Raw genomic sequence first — 18,074 nt, forward strand, 5'->3', positions numbered from 1 at the left:
ACGCACGTGATGCGAATCGCGCTCCGGTCTGTTCCGTGAGACGCGCGGTCGATTGGATGGGAAGTACCGAATGTTTGCGACGACGCAATGCACCCGGCATCGGACCGGCGCCCGCACGCTCGACCCTGAACCGGTCGGCGGCGGAGCCGGTTCCTGAGGGATCGGCATGCCACCGACGCCCAGCATCACCACAGCATCCGCCGAGCCCGAGCCCACCGAACACATCGTGCGGCACCTGCTCGGCATCATTCCCCGCAGGCACGTCGAACATGGGAACGTGCTGCGCACGGAGATCCGCGCCACCGTCGCGCACTGCCTCGACCTGCTCGCTTCCGCGGACCCCGGGCGACCGGCCCGCACGGTCCGCATCTTCGAGGCAGCCACCCGGTGGGCCGGCGTCGGGGTGCGCATGGACACTGTGCAGCATCTCGTCCACGAGGGCTTCCGGCTCTATCTCGACGAGCACCTGCGTGCCTCGGACACCGTGCGGCACAACGACGTACGCAAGCTCTTCGACGCCGTCCACGCGGTCACCTCCGCCGTGTCGCTGGCCTACCTGTCCGTCGCGCCCGCCGACGAGCAGGCGGCCGGGCACGCCGTCGCCGTCGCGCTGCTGCGCGGCCACCACCCGGCGAAGGTCTACCGGGAGTACGGCGTTCCGGTCGCCGAGCGCTACACCGTGCTCGCCGTCACGGTCGATCCGCCCACCGAGACGCGTCCCGGAGACGAGCACAGCATCCGCAGGCGCATGCGACTGTGCCTCGAGTTGCACTGCGGTGGACACGTGCCTGCCGCGCTCAGCGCGATCGGCGGCACGATCCTGCTGCCGGGCTCGCCGGCCGCCGCCGATCGGATCGACGATCTGGTCGCCGCCTTGGCCGCGGCGGCGCACGCCCCGCTCACCGCCGCCGCCGTCACCGCCGAGCCCGAGCGGATTCCCGGCGCCGCCGAGCAGGCGCACGAACTGCTCGACATGGTCCGTCGCCTGCAGAGCCCACCCGGCCTGTACCGCTTCGAGGACCTCGCCCTGGAATACCAGCTCACCCGGCCGGGGCCGGGGCGCGACCGGCTCGCCGCCCTGCTCGACCCGCTGGAGGGCCATCCCGAACTGTTCGACACCTTGCGCGAGCACATCCGCAACGACTTCAACCGCAGGCGCACCTCGCGCACGATGTATCTGCACCCGAACACCGTCGACCATCGGCTCAAGCGCATCGGCCGCCTCACCGGCTTGGACACCGCGGTTCCGCACGCGCTCTACCGGCTGCGCGCCGCGCTCATCGCACGCGCTTACACGCAGTCCTCGCCCGCGCCGGGCCGTGCCGCGCAGTGATCACGTTCGCCGCGCGTCAGCACACCGGGTCGGCGGCGTTTCGGCTGGTCGGGAGCCCGAGCGAGCGCTCGCCGTGCGCCGAGCACGCGACCGGCTAGGGTCGTCGACATGGAACTACGCATCTTCACCGAGCCGCAGCAGGGCGCGAGCTACGACACCCTGCTCACCGTTGCCAAGGCCACCGAGGACTTGGGCTTCGACGCGTTCTTCCGCTCCGACCACTATCTGAGCATGGGTGGCGCCGATGGGCTGCCCGGTCCCACCGACGCCTGGATCACCCTCGCCGGACTGGCCAGGGAGACCAAGCGCATCCGGCTCGGCACCCTGGTCACCGCCGCCACCTTCCGGCTGCCGGGCCCGCTGGCGATCCAGGTGGCGCAGGTGGACCAGATGTCCGGCGGCCGAGTCGAATTCGGCCTCGGCAGCGGCTGGTTCGCCGAGGAGCACGCCGCGTACGGCATTCCGTTCCCCGCCGACAAATTCGCCCGGCTGGAAGAGCAGCTGGCCGTCATCACCGGGCTCTGGGCGACCAAACCCGGCGACACCTTCAGCTACGACGGCAAGCATTACCAGCTCACCGACTCCCCCGCCCTGCCGAAACCGGTGCAGGACCCGATCCCGGTGGTGATCGGCGGGCACGGCGCCACCCGCACCCCGCGGCTGGCCGCCCAGTACGCCAGTGAGTTCAACATGCCGTTCTCCTCGATCGAGGACAGCACCCGGCAGTTCGACCGGGTGCGCGCGGCCGCGGAGGCATACGGCCGCTCCGCCGACGACCTGGTCTACTCCAACGCGCTGGTGGCCTGCGTGGGAGCGAACGACGCCGAGGTGGCGCGCCGAGCCGAGGCGATCGGGCGCGAGGTGGACGAGCTGAAGGCCAACGGCTTGGCCGGCTCGCCCGCCGAGGTGGTGGACAAGATCGGCCGGTACGCCGAGATCGGCACCACCCGCATCTACCTGCAGGTGCTCGACCTGACCGATCTCGATCATCTCGAGCTGATCTCCGCGCAGGTGCAGTCGCAGTTGTGAGGTAGCGCTCAGCCCAGCGGACGATCGGTCGGCACCACGACGAAGCTCGGCGCCGACGGATCGAGTTCCAGGTGCTGCGGCTTCAGCTCGGTGTTGTTCAGCATCGGCCGGAAGGCCAGCGCCTTCGGCGAATTCCCCGCGAAGACGTCGATCCGCAGCCGGTGGCCCGGTCGCAGCACCGCCTGGGTGGGGATCACCGCGATGTCCAGCGCCACCGGCTCACCGGGAACGACCGGCTGCACACTGTCCAGGGTGATCGGATTGAACGGTTCGGTAAGGTCGCCAGTCGGTGTGCGGCTGCTCTTCTGCTCGTCGACGGCGCGCAGCGAAGCGGTCAGCTGCCCGGTGGACAGCACCTTCGAACTTCCGTCCGGCGCCACGTCGTTCATGGTGACGCTCCAGTAGCCGTCGGTAGCGTCGTGCACCGTGTTCAGGTGCACGTTCACCGGCCCCGAGATGACGGTCGGCTCGGTCATCGGCGCGCTGGTGAAGGTCAGCGCGTTGCGCTCGGCGATGCGCGAATCCTTCGCGCACACGTCCAGCACCGCGGCCATCCCGGCGGAGCCCTGCGCGGTGTCGCGGGAACACGCCGAGGCGAGGCCGGGCGCCACCGTCAGCGTCCGCCGTTCGGCGGGAGCGCTCATCGTCAACGATCCGTCGTGGACGGCCTTCCCCGCGGTGCCGCTCGGCTCGGCCGACAGATACACGCGGCGATGGTTGAGGTCCTTCTGCGGGAACTGGCCGAGGGAGATCCAGCCGCCGCCTTGTTCCCACACGGTGATCGGCCCGAAATCGCCCAAGCCGTGGTCGATGTCCTTCAACCACTTGTCGAACCACACGCGCTGCAACACGTCCAACCGCGGCGGCGCACCCGGAATGCCGGTTCCCGAACCGGGATTCGCGTGATAGGTGTCGCCGACGACCAGTTGCTTCTGTCCCGCAGGCAGCGGAATCGCGTTGTACAGCTTGGTGGCGCTGTTGGCGAAGATGTCGTGCCAGCCGCCGTAGACAAAGGTGGGCACCGTGATGCGCTCCGGATGACCCTCGATGCCGCGCCGGAAATAGCTGTTCTCGTCCAGCGCGTCGGCCAGCGCGGGTGGCACGTGGTCGAGCGAGGGCGTCAGCAGCGCCTGGGCCAGCAGATCCACGTTGCTGGCCGGATCGGACATTCGTTCCCGCAACCACTCCCAGTCGAAGGTGCCCCGCAACATCGACTGCACGTCGGGAATCAGCTTCAGCTGGTTGACCGTGCTGAGCCACATCGGAAGGAACGTCGTCCCCACGCCGCCGCCGGGTGCGACGACGTCACGCATGAGGTCGCTGCCCGGTTCCACCGGGAAGATCGCCCGCAACGGCGCGGGCGCGTTCTCGGCGGCGCGCAGCTGGTTGATGCCCGAGTAGGAGCCGCCGCTCATCCCGACCCGGCCGTTGGACCACGGCTGCGCCGCCGCCCACTCGATCACCTCGCGGGTGTCGAGCTGTTCCCGCTCGCCGAGGGTGTCCCATGCTCCCTGCGAGAATCCCGTCCCTCGGACGTCGGCGATGACCTGGGTGTATCCGGCGCGGATCAGATCGCGATCCAGGCCGAGCACCGTCTGCACGGTGCCGCCGTCGACCGCGTGCAGCAGATCGCCGAAACCACTGACCGGCGTGCGGGACAGATTCACGCGATTCACCAGCCGCACGGTCAGCGGCTGCAGGCCGGGCACCGCGAGCGCCGTGTCGATCAGGGTGGTCATGAGCTTGGTGTAGGGCGTGAGGTTCACGATGGTCGGCAGCGGCTGCCGCTCCACCTCGCCGCCCTGCTTCACCGGCCGGTAGACGTTCGCCTTCAGCACGACACCGTCGCTCATCCGGATCGGCACATCCCAGTCGATGTGGATGTCGGCATACGGCTGGGGGCCGTCGTGCAGCGCGGTCCACGCCACGCTGTGGGCGTCGGCCGCCGGTTCCGCGGCCGCCGGGACCGCCGCGCATCCCACGGCCGCGGCCACCGCGACCGCGGCCACCGTCCGGATCACTCTGTTCATCGTTCGTCTCACGTCACGCCCCGCTGCCATCTCGCTCCCTCGACCGGTATGCGGACCGACCATCGATCACCCGATTGGGCGACAACGTAGCAATCTGCTGGCGAATAACGCGGGACGTGCGGTCGGGCCGGATTGTCGCGGGCGAACAGAGAGTGAACGTGGCGCCGCCACGCACGACGCGGCTTAGGGTGGAGCACATGACGCCGCTGCAACGCTACATCGCGGAGGAGATCGCGGCCGATCACGCCGACGGCCTGCTCCCCCGGCGGGAGGCACTGCGCAGGCTGGGACTGCTCGGGCTCGGGGCTACGGCCGCCGCCGCCCTGCTCGCCGCCTGCGCGAACTCCGATACCGAGAGCACCGACTCCGCGCCGACGCCCACGTCGCCACCGACGCCGCCGGGTTCCTCCGCCGCTGTCCCGACGAGCGCCGTCACCTTCGCCGGTCCCGGCGGCACGTTGCAAGCCGCGTGGGCAGCTGCGGCGCAGCCACGCGGCGGGGTGCTGGTGATCCACGAGAACAAGGGCCTCACCGATCACATTCGTTCGGTGGCAGGACGTTTCGCGGGGGCCGGATACTCCGCACTCGCGGTCGATCTGCTGTCGGCACGAGGCGGCACCGCGGCGTTCACCGATCCCGCCGAGGCGACCGCCGAGCTGAGCCGGATCCCGCAGAACCAGCTCGTCGCCGACTTGCGCGCCGGGCTGGACGAACTCGGGCGCCGGGTCGAGGGAAAGAAGCTCGGCGCCACCGGTTTCTGCTTCGGCGGCGGCCTGACCTGGTTGCTGCTGGCCTCCGGCCCGTCGCCGCTGGCCGCGGCCACACCGTTCTACGGACCGTTCCCGGACAACGGCGATCTGTCCGCGTCGAAAGCGGCGGTGCTCGGCGTCTACGCGGCGGCCGACGCCCGCGTGAACGCCTCCCGGCCCGCCGCGGAAGCGGCACTGGCCCGCTCGGGCAGCCCGCACCAGATCTTCACCGCACCCGACGCGGACCACGCCTTCTTCAACGACACCGGTCAGCGGTACAACGCCACGGCCGCCACCGAGGCATGGCGTCGGGTATTGGACTGGTACGGAACGTATCTCGGCTGATGCGGACCGGAACGGGCCGTTTCTCCTGCGTCCGGAGCCCCGACCGGCGGTTCCGACGGACGTTCCGGCGTACGCACGCGCGCGAGGGCGGTCCGCCGCGGAAACGGCTCGCTGCGCGGCACTCCTGCACGGCGATCGCCGCACTCCTGCTCGCGGCGGCGCTGACGGCTTGCGGAGACGATGCCTCGACCGTGCGCAGCGGCACGCCCGCGACGGCGGCCACCTCCGCGCCGAGCGATCCCGCCGGGCGGCCCGACCTCGAAGCCGCGGAGGAAGTCGCCGGGAACCTGGATGTGCCCTGGGGACTGGCCTTTCTGCCCGACGGCGCGGCACTGGTATCCGAGCGGGACTCGGGACGAATACTGCGCGTCGCGCCGGGCGCCGCGCCGGAGCAGGTGTATCGGATGCCGGGCGTCTCCGCCCGAGGCGAAGGCGGACTGCTCGGGCTCGCCGTCGCGCCGGACTACGCCGAAAGTGGTTATGTCTACGCCTATCTCACCGCCGATACGGACAACCGGATCGTCCGGTTCCGGCTCGACGGTCCACCGGAGGTGCTGGTCGAGGGGATCGCGAAGGCCGGTAACCACGACGGTGGACGGATCGCGTTCGGGCCGGACGGCATGCTCTACGCCGGGACCGGCGACGCCGGGCAATCCGGTCGGTCGCAGGATCCCGCCAGTCTCAACGGAAAAATTCTTCGGCTGACTCCCGACGGCCGCCCCGCTCCGGGCAATCCGTATCCCGGCTCACCGGTCTACAGCCTCGGCCACCGCAATGTGCAGGGTCTGGCGTGGGACTCCGGCGGGCGATTGTTCGCGGCGGAATTCGGGCAAGACCGCTTCGACGAGATCAATCTGATCGAGCCGGGCCACAACTACGGCTGGCCCGCTGTCGAGGGTTCGGGCGGCGCCGAGCGCGGCTTCACGGAGCCGTTGCTGACCTGGACCACCGCGGAAGCCTCACCCTCCGGCATCGCCATCGCCGGGGACACCTTGTACGTCGCCGCGCTGCGCGGCCGCCGGCTGTGGACCGTGCCGCTCGTTGACGGCGGGGTGGGTACGCCCCGTGCCGAATTGCGGGACGGATACGGCCGGTTGCGCACCGTGATGGTCGCACCGGACGGAGCGGTGTGGCTCACGACCTCCAACACCGACGGCCGTGGCGACCCCGTCCGCGGTGACGACCGCGTCCTTCGTTTCCCGGCCCGCTGACCCGCCCGGCGAACTCTGTGACGAGCACTACCGACATTTAGGTTGTGCACAACAGAATTGCCCACTACATTATTGCTCATGACCGACCACCTGAGCCTCGACGAGCAGCTCTGCTTCCCGCTCTACGCGGCGTCCCGGGCGATGACCGCGGTCTACCGCCCGAAGCTGGAACAGCTCGGGCTCACCTACCCGCAGTACCTGGTGATGCTCGCGCTCTGGGAACGCGACGAACGCAGCGTCGGCGACGTCTGCCACGCGCTCGACCTGGACTCCGGCACGCTCTCCCCGCTGCTCAAGCGGCTGGAGGCGACGGGCCTGGTCGAGCGGCGGCGCTCGGCGGCCGACGAACGCCGCGTCGATATCCGGCTCACCGACCGCGGACGCGCGCTGCGCGCCGAGGCGATCGACATCCCCACCCGGATGGCCGAGGCCAGCGGCCTGTCCATGGACGACATCGCCGCACTGCGCGACATCTTGCACCGACTGACCGATTCGCTGAAGTCACAGCTGAACGAAGGAGAATGACATGCCGATCCTCTACACCGCCGAGGCCCTGGCCAGCGGCGACGGCCGCAACGGCCGCGCACGCACCACCGACGGCAAGCTCGACCTGAACCTGTCGGCCCCCAAGGAAATGGGTGGCGACGGCGAGGGCACCAATCCCGAGCAGCTGTTCGCGGCCGGCTACGCCGCGTGCTTCCATTCGGCGCTGCGGCTGGTCGGCAAGCAGGTCAAGGCGAACATCGACGACTCCGCGGTCGGCGCCAAGGTCGGGATCGGGCCGAACGACGCCGGCGGCTTCGGCTTGGCGGTTACCCTGGAGGTATCGCTGCCCCACCTGTCCAGGGAGGACGCGCAAGCGCTCGCCGACAAAGCACACCAGGTCTGCCCGTATTCCAACGCGACCCGCGGCAACATCGACGTCCAGGTTCTCGTCGCCGACGACTGATCGAGAAGGAGCGGATATGCGTGCCGTAGTCATCGAACGGTTCGGCGAACCGAAGGATGTACTGACCACCGCCGAACGCCCGGTACCCGAGCCGGGTCCGGGCGAGGTGCGACTCGCGCTGATCCTGTCGCCGATCCACAATCACGATCTGGCGATCGTGCGCGGCGTGTACGGCTACCGGCCCGAGTTGCCCGCCATCCCGGGCAGCGAGGCGGTCGCGCGCGTCGACGCGGTGGGCCCCGGCGTCACCGATATGTCAGTCGGACGGCGCGTGACGGTGTCCGGTGCGATCAACGTGTGGGCCGAGTACTTCGTGGTCCCGGCCCGCCAGGTCATTCCGCTGCCGGACACGGTCTCCGACGAGACCGCGGCCCAGCTGCTGGCCATGCCGTTGAGCGCGCTGATGCTCATCGAGGACCTCGGGCTGCGGCCCGGCGAGTGGCTGGCGATCAACGCGGCCAACGGCGCGGTCGGCAGGCTCGTCAACGTCTTCGCCCGGCAGCGCGGCCTGCACGTGCTGAATCTCGTGCGCGGCCCCGGCTCTGTCGCGGCGCTGCGCGAACTCGGCTACGAGCCGGTGCTCGACACCGAGAGCGAGGGCTGGCGCGACCAAGTCGAAGCGGCCACCTCGGGCGCGCCCATCCTCCGGGCCGTCGATCAGGTGGGCGGTCGCGCCGCCGCCGACGAGCTGGCGCTGCTCGCGCCCGGCGGTCAGCTGATCTCCTTCGGCGCGCTCTCGGGCCAGCCGCTGACGCTGGACACGGGCAACCTGATCTTCGGCCAAGCCGTGGTCAAGGGCTTCTGGGGCGCCAAGCGGATCGAGGAGATCGGCGCCGACCAGCGCGGACGGCTGATCAGCGAACTGATCGATCTCGCCGCCCGCGGGGAGCTGCGGCTGGATGTCGAAGCCGCCTACCCGCTGGAAGCCGCGGCGGACGCCGCCGTCGCCACCGAGACGCCGGGCCGCGCCGCCAAGATCGCGCTGCGCGGTCAGCCCGCCTGACCGGCGTCGAGCACGGCCATCGCGGCGTTGTGCCCGGGAATGCCGCTGACGCCGCCGCCCCGGATAGCGCCCGCGCCGCACAGGAACACGTTGCGGTGACCGGTCGCCACGCCCCACCGGGCGACGGGGTCGGCCGGATCGGCGTCGTCCGGGAGGTAGGGGAAGGCCAGATCCCGGTGGAAGATGTGCCCACCGGGCAGGCCGACTTCCCGCTCGAGTTCGATCGGCGTCTTGGCCTCCAGGCAGGGGTCGCCGTTCTCGTCCCTGGCCAAGCAGTCGGCGATGGGCTCCGCCAGTACCGAATCCAGCTGTGCCAGCGTGGCTTTCACGAAATCGGCTTTCGCTGAAGCGTGGTCGGCGGCGAACAGCTTCTCGCGAGCGTGCAGTCCGAACAGAGTGAGGGTGTGCGCGCCCTGCGCTGCCAACTCCGGCGACAGGATCGTCGGATCGGACAGGGTGTGGCAATAGATCTCGGCGGGCGGCGCGGACGGGATCCGGCCGATGGCGGCCTCGCCGTAGGCTCGGTCGAGTTGGGCGTACGACTCGCCGATATGAAAAGTCCCGGCGAACGCTTCCCGGGGATCGGCTTCGACGTCACGCAATCGCGGGAGGCGGCGCAGCAGCATATTGATCTTCAACTGCGCGCCTTCCGGCTTCGGCGGCAGGGAATCGCCGAGCAACCCTGCGAGCGTATACGGCGCGACGTTCGCCAAGACGTGGCGCGCCGCGATCTTGCCGTCCGCGTATCCGACTTCCGCTGTGACGCCGTCGGTTTCGATACTCGTCACCTCGCGGCCGGTGGCGATCTCCGCCCCCGCCGCACGGGCCGCGGAGTCCAGCGCGCCGGTGAGCGCGCCCATCCCGCCGATCGGCACATCCCAGTCGCCGGTCCCGCCGCCGATCACGTGATACAGGAAGCAGCGATTCTGCCGCAGCGACGGATCGTGCGCGTGGGTGAACGTGCCGATCAACGCATCGGTGAGCACCACGCCGCGCACCGTGTCATCGGCGAAGGCGGACTCGATCGTCTCGCCGAGCGGTCGCTCGAACAGCGCCTCCCAGGTGGCGGCATCGTCCACGATGTGCCGCATCGCCTCCTTCGAGGGAAGCGGCAGGGTCAGCGTCGGAAAGATCCGCCGGGCCAATTGCCCCGTGGTCGCGTAGAACCGCTGCCAGGCCCGGAACTCCCGGTCCGAGCCGGTCAACCGCGCGAAACTCGCCTCTGTGCGCGCCTGCGCCGACGAGACCAGCAAACCCCCGTCCCCCACCGGCGTGTAGGACGAGACCGCCCGCCGCCGCGTCTCGAACCGCAAGCCCAGATCCGTTACGATCGACCGCGGCAACAGGCTGACCAGGTACGAGTACCGCGACAACCGCGCGTCGACGCCCGCGAACACCCGCTCGGACACCGCTGCCCCGCCGGTATGCGGCTGCCGTTCCAGCACCAGCACCGACCGCCCGGCCCGCGCCAGATACGCGGCGGCCACCAAACCGTTGTGCCCGCCACCGACGATCACGACATCGTAGGAAGAGCGCGTCGGCGTCATGGGTTCTCGATAGCACGAAACGGCGCCGGACGACAGCGACCCGGCCGACAGCGACCGAGTCGTACACGAGTTCTGTCTCGACTGAGGGACGCAACCCCGGTACTACCGCAACATCAGGCGGAGCACTTGTCGCCTCCAGCTTCGCCGCTGTTGCATTTCCACGCTTCGGCCGCAAGGCGCCAAACGTATTAGCTTTGCTTACGAACGACTTTGGGATCGGAATTTGAAACGCCACATGTGGTTCGTCCGATGAGACCATTATGTTGCGGGGCGGCTGCGGAGGAAATTGACATGATCGACGGAATGGCCGTTGCCACTTACCTGGCTGCGGCACTGGGGGCAACAGGCGGACGGGTCGTGGACCGATCGGTGGATCAAGGACTGACCGCGCTCACCGGCGTGGTCACACGCAGGCTCGGACGACGCGCGCTCGACGACCTCGACCGGAACCCACACAGCATGGCAGCACGCCGCCAGCTCGCCGACCAGATCGAACGCGCGGCATCCGCCGACGCGGAATTCGCCCGCGAACTCGCCGCCCTGCAAGCCACCCTCGACAGGCCGAACGGCGCAACCGTGATCAACACCGCGACCCACGGCAGCCGGATCGTCACCGGCGGCAGAGGACTCACCGCCGGGGGCAGCATTCACAACACCACATACGACATAGCGTCGGATGAGGATCTGTCGCGCGCTCCGATCTGGAGCAAGGCACTGTTGTGGATCGGCTTGGTGTTCGTCGGTATCGGCTTCGTCGGGGGTCTGATCGGCATGTCCCAAGGCGCGTCGGTGTCGGGGCAGTTCAACTTGTTGCCGTTCTTCCTCATCGGCGGTGTCCTCATGACCTTCGCCGAACTCGGTGCGAGAACGTCGACACCACGACGCCGCCGGTAGGCCGGAACCAGTTCGGACGCTCAGCCACATGCGCGACGGTTCACTGGAAAACAGCTGGTTCGTGACTTTTGCGGGGGTTGCATCAAAATATGCTGGAAGTATGGGTTTTGGAAATCGACGGTACGCGATCGCGTTCAACTCATGGCATGCAGCCCGCTACCGCGAAGTCGTACCAGAAATCGGTGACCCGGATTTTCCGGACGGAATGCGTGAAACAACGCCGGTGGATCGTTCGATGAGATGATTATCCTGCCGGGGCGGCTGTGGAGGAGACTGACATGATCGACGGAATGGTCGTTGCCGCATATGTGGCCGCGGCACTGGGGGCGGCGGGCGGACGGGCCGTGGACCGATCACTCGATCAAGGACTGACCGCGCTCACCGGCGCCATCGCACGCAGGCTCGGACGACGCGCACTCGACGACCTCGACCGGAACCCGACGAGCATGGCAGCACGCCGCCAACTCGCCGACGAGGTCGAACGCGCGGCGTCCGCCGACGTGGAATTCGCCCGTGAACTCGCCGAACTCCGCGACCAACTGGACAGGATGAACGGCCGGACCATCATCAACACCGCGACCCACGGCAGCCGGATCGTCACCGGCGGGGACGGCATGACCGCTGGAGACGACATCCACAACACCACCTACGATTCCCCGGCCCCAGGGGATTTGTCGGGGGCACCTCTGTGGAGCAGAGTCCTGATCTGGATCGGCACGACTGTCGGAGTGATCGGTTGGGCCATCGCCGGGATCGCGATTGCTCAGCACACACCGGGGCACATGAACGATGCCACAAACGGATTCGTGGTCTTCATGATCGGAGTCGGTATCGCGCTGGTGGGTCAATACGGCGCAAGCACGTCGACACCTCGACGGCGCCGGTGACGCCGGCCCCATCTCACCCATCCCGAATGATGGGCGCGGCTGCCCCGTCACCGCAGGCCTCTACTCAGGCGTTCAGGCTGCGCCAACGGCGGAACCGGCGATCTCGTCCATCAGCATCCGCAACTGACCGCCTCTCGTACGCTGCGCTCCTCTCGGGAAGGAGCGCAAGGGTCGGGGCATCCAGGGGACTCCGCATAAGCGGGACTCCGCATCGGTGTGCCGAAACCGAATCATCGCCAGGATGACATTGGCCGCCAGAGCTTTTCGACGCACTGACATCACATCCGCGATGACTCTGTGAAAGGTCGCCTATGCAGGCTGACGCAGCCCAGCCGCAACACCCCTCGGTATCGCTGTCGGAGTGCGCCGCAGCGGTATTCCACGCCTGTGCTCCGAGGCTCATGTCGGTCGCCTGCCCCGAACCTCGCTGCCGCGTCAGCGTCCTGGTCGCCGCTGGGATGGTCGATACCGACGTCGGCTCGCACGAGCACTGCCCGATGGCCGGCGGCCGCGTCATCGACAACCGGCCGACATCCACCGCGGCCGACGATTCGGCCCACCCGACCCGGGCTACGAACCGCTCGCCGCGACCACACGAGCCGGACGTTCACCTGATGATCTCGCTGCGGGGGACGCGGTTCGACTTCACCGTATGTCATTCGGCAGCTTTGTTTTCGTGCACGAGCACGAGACCCCACCGCTATGCCGACGATGGGACCGTCGATCTGCGCGATACCTCTATCTCTCCGCGCCTGCCGAACGAGCGCTTGTATCTGCAACCGTGACCGCGCGCCGGTACGACGACGACTTGATAAAAACATACGGTCGACCGTATATTCTCTCGCATGGAGCACAACGTCTTCACCGAGGAGACCGACCCGTTCTGCCTGAACCAGGCGGATGCCGTGGCCTTGCTGGCCGAGGCCCCGTGGGAGAGGTATGCCGTTGTCGGCGACAGTCTTTCGGCGGGAACCGGCGATCCCACCCCGGGCTACCGAGATCAGGGCTGGCCGGATCGGGTTGCCGGTGTCCTGCGATCCGTCCGGCCGGATCTGGATTACCTCAACGTCTCCGAGAACGGGGCGACCACCGCCCAGACGCTCGAGAAGCAGGCGGCCCGCATGCTCGAGTTCTCCCCCGACCTGCTCCACCTGCCCTGCGGGGCCAACGACATCGTGCGGCGCAGGCCGGATTTCGGCGAGATAGAGCGGACGCTTCGGCAGATGTACGACCTGGCGAAGGGGACCGGCGCGCTGCTGACAACTTTCACACTCGGCAGGGCGTATGTCGTCCCGGTCTTCTCCGACTGGACGGAGCGGGTCGCCGCGGTGAACGAGATCGTGCGCGGGCTAGCTTCGGAATATGACGCCATCGTGGTGGACATGTGGGACCACCCGGTCAACGACCGCGACAACCTGCTCAGTGCGGACCGCATCCACTTCTCGACATCGGGTCAGGCCGTCATGGCGGCCGAGGTGGTCAAGAAGCTGGCCGATTTCCTGGGCGCCGCCAAATGAAGAGGTCTCTTATCGTGGCGAGTAGTCGGCAAGCGGCCAGTCGGCCGGTAGTGGACGCGGAAGCGGACGCGATCCCGTGGATGACGGTATCGATCCTTTTGACGGCCCTGTTCATGGCGGTCCTCGACTCGTTCATCGTCGTGGTCGCAGGCCCCTCGATCGCGGCGGACCTGCACGCGTCCGACGGCGATGTCCAGTGGGTGCTGGCGGGCTACCAACTGAGCTACGCGGTCTTCATCATCACGGCAACTCGCCTGGCCGACATGTACGGCCGCAAACGGATTTTCCTTCTCGGGGTGGCTCTGTTCACTCTGTCGTCAGTCGCCTGCGCGCTGTCGCCCAACGCGGGCAGCCTTATCGCGGCGCGTGTCGTCCAGGGCCTGGGAGCCGCCCTGATGGTTCCCCAGGTGTTCGCGTACGTCACGGTGCTGGTACCGGCGGCGAAGCGGCACAGCGTCTATGGCGTGCTCGGCATCGTCATGGGTATGGCCACCATCGGCGGGCAGGTCATCGGCGGGTTGCTGATCGGCGCCGACCTGTTCGACTCCGGCTGGCGCCTGGTGTTCTGGGTGAACGCGCCGATCGGAATCGCCATGCTCCTGCTCGCCGTGCGATATGTGCCGGAGGCGGGCTCGGCCGTCACCCGCAAGCTGGACATGCCCGGGGTGCTGGTGCTCAGCGCGGCACTCTTCCTCCTCGTACTCCCCCTCATCCAAGGGCAGGAGGCAGGCTGGCCGAGGTGGGTCTGGGCGTGTTTCGCGGGCAGCGCAGTCGCGTTCGGCTCGTTCGTCGCGATCGAGCGACGCCTGGAACAGCGGGGCGGGGATCCGCTGGTACCGCTGACGCTGTTCGGACAGCGCTCGTTCTCGCTCGGGATCGTTCTCGTCCTCGCGCTGTACGCGTTGATCTACTCGTATTACCTGGCCTTGTCGGTGACGATGCAAGAAGGCCTGGATATGTCGGCGCTCGGCGCGGGCCTGGTCTACACGCCGGCAGCCATCGCATTCTTCGTGTTCAGCATGGTGGCGAGCCGGATCATCCCGAAATACGGCCGACGTGTCCTCGAGATCGGAGCGCTCATATTGGCGAGCGGTTATCTGGCGACCGGCATGCTGCTGGTGTCCGGCCCGCGGATCACGCCGCTGCTCGTGATCCCCACCCTCGTACTGCAAAGCGTCGGTGGCGGACTGGTCATCACACCGGCGCTGAACACGGTGCTGAGTCGCGTGAAGCCGGAGTCCGCCGGTGTGGCGTCGGGGGCTTTGTCCACGGCCCAGCAGTGCGGTGGGGCGCTGGGCGTCGCCGTTATCGGAGCGGTCTACTTCAGCTCGTTCCATCCCACGGAAGTCGGCAGGGTTGCCGCCGCAGGCCACGCCTTCGCCGTCGCGTCTTTCGCGACGTTCGTCATCGCTGTCATCGCGGGCATCGTCGTCTTCCTGCTTCCGAAGCAGCAGGCAGTCCATGCCTGAGTGCGAGGATCACCGGACGGCGGCGTCATCGGTTCGGCGGGCCATGAGAGTCGATCAGAGCCGGGTCGCGGGGTCGATCATGGTGAGCACATCCGCGGTCGGACGTACGTCACCGAAAGATCTGTAGACGGTGTGAAGTGTGGCGTTGTGGTCTCGGTCCCGGCGGGCCGCGTTGGCATCGGCGACCATGATCACTCGGAAGCCGAGTGTGGCGGCGTCGCGCGCCCAGGACTCGCAGCAGACGTTGGCGCGCCGTCGCCGTCGCCGCGGATCAGGTCGTACACATACGACCGGTCGCCTTTGCGACTCACCCACACGCCCTCCGGCGGCAGGTCGCCTCGGCCCGAGTCGTCGAACGGGCGGCTGGACACCTCACCGGACGCCGAGCACACCGCCCATCCGAAGTCCGGCAATCGTCGACACCAGAGATCCATGTCGACCCGCTTGTACGACGGAAAACCATGCGTCTCCCCATCGCGGGCGAACTCATAGGTCAACCCGTCCATCCGGCGCACGAACTTCACATCCGACATCACGCCATCCTCGATGAGCGACCCGGCCGCCTCAACCGAGGACACCGCACCGAATTCGACGAACGTCATCGGACACCCGCGACGCGACACAGTCACTGGGTTGCTCGGCGCGGCTCCTGGTACTGCGCCCGCTCGCTCACGAGCTCGGCGATCGGCGGCGATACCCGACAAGAAGTGATGCACAATTCCGGCATATATAGTGTGCTCCACTTGACATGAGACATGCCGCCGGACGACGCCCCTTCCGCCGTATCGAGAGCTACAGGGCGCGAACTGGCCGCAATAGCGCAGTAGACACCATCAATCCACCGCAAGTTCCCGCCCGCAAGCGGCAAGAATCGCTTCACTATCTCGCGCACAACTGGACGAACTCTCGCTACTATGTGAACGACAATTCTTAAACAGAGGAGCGCAATGATGCGTACGCCCCTTCGCCTTGCCGCCGCCTCGGTCGCGGCGGCGGCTCTCGTCGCCACCGCGGCCGGTGCGACCGCCGAACCGATCAGCTCCGCCCCGGGGACCGCTGTCGCAGCCGGAACCGGCTCGTCCGCGGTGGATTCCGGGGCGGCGGCGGCGCAATCGGCCGTGTACTTCCTGCAGCGTGGTGACGTCATCGGGATTCTCGTGCTCCTGGTCACCGCGCCCTTGCAGATATTCACCGGCGCCGTCTGCGATCTGGCCACCGGGTCGGCGCTGCCGAGTCCGTGCGCCACACCCAGGTGAATGGCCGGGTGTCCGGCCGCTCCGGTGCGTCGTGATACGTCCGCACAGTTGAAATTCGTCCGTCGATAGCGTGCGCGTGGCCACCGACGGCGGGTGCACGCATAGCGCGGCCCCGGTGGTCGCGCAATTGTCGCGCGACCACCGACCGGCGTGGCGGACGGCCGCGCTCGGCTGGTAGTCCGCGAGAGAGCGAATGGAGAGGAGTGGCTACCCCCACGGCCTCCTCAGAAGGTGCGTCGCGCGCTATAGTCGAATTCGACTATACGGATTCGACTTGGAGGTGCGGTGCCACCGCGTCCACTGCGCTCGCCCGTCACGCTGGCCGTGCTGGGCTTGTTGGCCGAGAAGCCGCGTCACGCATACGACATGCGCAGGGTGATTCGCGAACGCGGCCATGAACGGGCCCTCGGGGTGAAAAACGCGACGCTCTACGACGTGCTGCCCCGGCTCGTCGATGCCGGTTGGATCGAACGGGCCGACACGGTACGCGACAGCAATCGCCCGGAGCGCGTGGTGTACCGGATCACCGACAGCGGTGTAGCTACCCTGCTCGACTGGCTGCGCGCATGGCTGAGCAGTGCCGACCTCGACCACAACGCCTTCACCGTCGCGCTCGCGTTCATGTTCGCGCTGCCGAAGCACGAAGTGGCCGAACTCGTTTCGCGCCGGGCGCAGCAGGTGGACGCGCGGGTGGCCGAGGTCGAAGCCGGGCTGGCCGCAGCACCCGCCGTCCCGGCGATATTTCTCACCGACCAGAGCTATCGCCAAGCGCTGCGGCGCGCCGAGCGTGACTGGCTGCGCACTTTTGCCGATGACCTCCGCGGCGATCGTCTGTCCTGGCCGGTTCCGGAATAGGAGATTCTCGATGACTATCCACTCGATCCACGACGTCAACCGCTTATTGGCACGGACCATCAACGCCGGCCTCGATTTCGGGGCCGAGGGGGAGGCGGGGTGGACCATCGAGCTCACGGAGGTCGAACTCGATCTGTTCGTTTCCGCCGGATTCACCGCGGTGCGGATGGGCGTGTACTGGGCGGCGCACACCGGTCCCGGACCCGAATTCGTCCTCGACTCGCGGGTTCTCGACCGAGTGGCGTTTCTGCTGGATCGGGCCACCGAGCGAGGGCTTGCCGTGGTGCTCACCAACTTCCTCGACCCCGAACTGATCTCCGACCCGCCGACCCACCTCCCCCGGCTGCTCGCGATCACCGGACAGGTCGCGGCTCGGTTCGCCGATCGGCCGGAAAGTATTGTTCTGGAGCCGTTCACCGAGCCTCGCGGCGCACTGGACCCGCTGTGGAATCGATATCTGCGCGAACTGCTGGCCGTTGTGCGCGACGCGGACCCCGATCGAGCCGTCGTCATCGGTCCCGGTGCGTACAACAACATCCGGATGCTGCCGCAACTGTCGCTTCCCGCCGACGACCGCCGCATCATCGTGACGCTGCATCAATACTGGCCGATCACCTTCACCATGCAGGGCGAGGAATGGCTGGGTGCCGACACTCCCTTCGGGGATCCCCGGTCGTGGCTCGGGACCACGTGGGAAGGTACACAACAGCAGCGAGCCGAACTCGCCGACGCCTACGAGGCCGTCGCGAATTGGGCTGCCGCTCAGGGCCGCCCGATTTTCATCGGCGAGTTCGGTACCTCCACCAACGCTGACAGCCCCTCCCGTGCTCGCTGGACCGAGTTCAACCGCCGTCGCGCCGAATTCCACGAATTCTCTTGGGGCTATTGGTCCTTCGCCCCTTCCTTCGCCCTCTACGACCGCGCCACCGCCACCTGGAACACACCCCTCCTGCACGCTCTCATGGACTAGTGAGTGGGCGCCGACCACTCCCAGACGGGC

20 protein-coding genes are annotated in these 18,074 nt (G+C 68.0%); 16 read left to right on the forward strand and 4 right to left on the reverse strand.

The annotated features are described in order from the left end of the window. The first annotated feature begins 166 nt into the window (after positions 1-166). Both NB3_RS22470 and NB3_RS22475 read left to right on the forward strand, forming a co-directional pair. Positions 167-1,333 carry a PucR family transcriptional regulator gene (locus tag NB3_RS22470; protein WP_067806900.1) on the forward strand — a complete coding sequence of 389 codons (1,167 nt, stop codon included), beginning with the start codon at positions 167-169 and terminating at the stop codon, positions 1,331-1,333. A 108-nt stretch (positions 1,334-1,441) separates the two neighbouring features. After that, on the forward strand, positions 1,442-2,362 hold the full coding sequence (locus NB3_RS22475) for an LLM class F420-dependent oxidoreductase (protein WP_067806903.1): 921 nt from the start codon (positions 1,442-1,444) through the stop codon (positions 2,360-2,362). Positions 2,363-2,370: 8 nt separating this feature from the next. On the opposite strand, the gene NB3_RS22480 is transcribed toward NB3_RS22475, so the two are convergent. Continuing rightward, entirely contained in the window at positions 2,371-4,392 is a 2,022-nt protein-coding gene (locus NB3_RS22480) for a CocE/NonD family hydrolase (RefSeq protein ID WP_067806905.1), read from the reverse strand. A 197-nt stretch (positions 4,393-4,589) separates the two neighbouring features. Between NB3_RS22480 and NB3_RS22485 the strand changes: the two genes are divergently transcribed. From NB3_RS22485 to NB3_RS22505, 5 genes are all read left to right on the forward strand, one after another. Next, entirely contained in the window at positions 4,590-5,486 is an 897-nt protein-coding gene (locus NB3_RS22485; RefSeq protein WP_067806907.1) for a dienelactone hydrolase family protein, read from the forward strand. A gap of 191 nt (positions 5,487-5,677) precedes the next feature. Beyond that, positions 5,678-6,697: a PQQ-dependent sugar dehydrogenase gene (locus NB3_RS22490; protein ID WP_067806999.1), complete on the forward strand. Its 1,020-nt coding sequence runs from the start codon at positions 5,678-5,680 to the stop codon at positions 6,695-6,697. Positions 6,698-6,775: 78 nt separating this feature from the next. Continuing rightward, positions 6,776-7,222: a MarR family winged helix-turn-helix transcriptional regulator gene (locus tag NB3_RS22495; RefSeq protein WP_067806909.1), complete on the forward strand. Its 447-nt coding sequence runs from the start codon at positions 6,776-6,778 to the stop codon at positions 7,220-7,222. A 1-nt stretch (position 7,223) separates the two neighbouring features. Further along, a complete protein-coding gene (locus tag NB3_RS22500) occupies positions 7,224-7,646 on the forward strand; it encodes an organic hydroperoxide resistance protein (protein ID WP_067806911.1) in 423 nt (140 codons plus the stop codon). Positions 7,647-7,662: 16 nt separating this feature from the next. Next, positions 7,663-8,649: a zinc-binding dehydrogenase gene (locus tag NB3_RS22505; RefSeq protein WP_067806914.1), complete on the forward strand. Its 987-nt coding sequence runs from the start codon at positions 7,663-7,665 to the stop codon at positions 8,647-8,649. Here NB3_RS22505 and NB3_RS22510 read toward each other — a convergent pair. Further along, on the reverse strand, positions 8,637-10,196 hold the full coding sequence (locus NB3_RS22510) for a phytoene desaturase family protein (RefSeq protein WP_067806917.1): 1,560 nt from the start codon (positions 10,194-10,196) through the stop codon (positions 8,637-8,639). The genes NB3_RS22505 and NB3_RS22510 overlap by 13 nt on opposite strands. A gap of 291 nt (positions 10,197-10,487) precedes the next feature. Between NB3_RS22510 and NB3_RS22515 the strand changes: the two genes are divergently transcribed. The 6 genes from NB3_RS22515 to NB3_RS22535 all read left to right on the forward strand — a co-directional run bounded on the left by NB3_RS22515 (position 10,488) and on the right by NB3_RS22535 (position 14,963). Further along, entirely contained in the window at positions 10,488-11,090 is a 603-nt protein-coding gene (locus NB3_RS22515; protein WP_157111951.1) for a hypothetical protein, read from the forward strand. A 28-nt stretch (positions 11,091-11,118) separates the two neighbouring features. After that, a complete protein-coding gene (locus NB3_RS35235) occupies positions 11,119-11,334 on the forward strand; it encodes a hypothetical protein (RefSeq protein WP_157111952.1) in 216 nt (71 codons plus the stop codon). A 34-nt stretch (positions 11,335-11,368) separates the two neighbouring features. Continuing rightward, on the forward strand, positions 11,369-11,977 hold the full coding sequence (locus NB3_RS22520; RefSeq protein WP_157111953.1) for a hypothetical protein: 609 nt from the start codon (positions 11,369-11,371) through the stop codon (positions 11,975-11,977). Positions 11,978-12,435: 458 nt separating this feature from the next. After that, positions 12,436-12,762: a hypothetical protein gene (locus NB3_RS22525; protein ID WP_067806926.1), complete on the forward strand. Its 327-nt coding sequence runs from the start codon at positions 12,436-12,438 to the stop codon at positions 12,760-12,762. A 60-nt stretch (positions 12,763-12,822) separates the two neighbouring features. Continuing rightward, positions 12,823-13,494: an SGNH/GDSL hydrolase family protein gene (locus NB3_RS22530; RefSeq protein ID WP_067806928.1), complete on the forward strand. Its 672-nt coding sequence runs from the start codon at positions 12,823-12,825 to the stop codon at positions 13,492-13,494. Between the two features lie 80 nt (positions 13,495-13,574). Then, positions 13,575-14,963: an MFS transporter gene (locus tag NB3_RS22535; RefSeq protein ID WP_218020622.1), complete on the forward strand. Its 1,389-nt coding sequence runs from the start codon at positions 13,575-13,577 to the stop codon at positions 14,961-14,963. 54 nt (positions 14,964-15,017) lie between these two features. On the opposite strand, the gene NB3_RS36860 is transcribed toward NB3_RS22535, so the two are convergent. Continuing rightward, positions 15,018-15,152, reverse strand: a complete 135-nt coding sequence (locus NB3_RS36860) for a hypothetical protein (protein WP_371855928.1) — start codon at positions 15,150-15,152, stop codon at positions 15,018-15,020. 2 nt (positions 15,153-15,154) lie between these two features. Beyond that, positions 15,155-15,565 carry a hypothetical protein gene (locus NB3_RS36345; RefSeq protein WP_067806934.1) on the reverse strand — a complete coding sequence of 137 codons (411 nt, stop codon included), beginning with the start codon at positions 15,563-15,565 and terminating at the stop codon, positions 15,155-15,157. Positions 15,566-15,913: 348 nt separating this feature from the next. On the opposite strand from NB3_RS36345, the gene NB3_RS22545 reads away from it, so the two are divergent. The 3 genes from NB3_RS22545 to NB3_RS22555 all read left to right on the forward strand — a co-directional run bounded on the left by NB3_RS22545 (position 15,914) and on the right by NB3_RS22555 (position 18,044). After that, on the forward strand, positions 15,914-16,219 hold the full coding sequence (locus NB3_RS22545; RefSeq protein ID WP_157111954.1) for a hypothetical protein: 306 nt from the start codon (positions 15,914-15,916) through the stop codon (positions 16,217-16,219). A 285-nt stretch (positions 16,220-16,504) separates the two neighbouring features. Then, on the forward strand, positions 16,505-17,074 hold the full coding sequence (locus NB3_RS22550) for a PadR family transcriptional regulator (RefSeq protein ID WP_084823576.1): 570 nt from the start codon (positions 16,505-16,507) through the stop codon (positions 17,072-17,074). A 10-nt stretch (positions 17,075-17,084) separates the two neighbouring features. Further along, entirely contained in the window at positions 17,085-18,044 is a 960-nt protein-coding gene (locus tag NB3_RS22555) for a glycoside hydrolase family 5 protein (protein WP_067806940.1), read from the forward strand. Positions 18,045-18,074: the final 30 nt, after the last annotated feature.

The sequence above is a fragment of the Nocardia beijingensis NBRC 16342 genome (assembly GCF_001612785.1).
Classification (GTDB): Bacteria; Actinomycetota; Actinomycetes; order Mycobacteriales; family Mycobacteriaceae; genus Nocardia; species Nocardia beijingensis.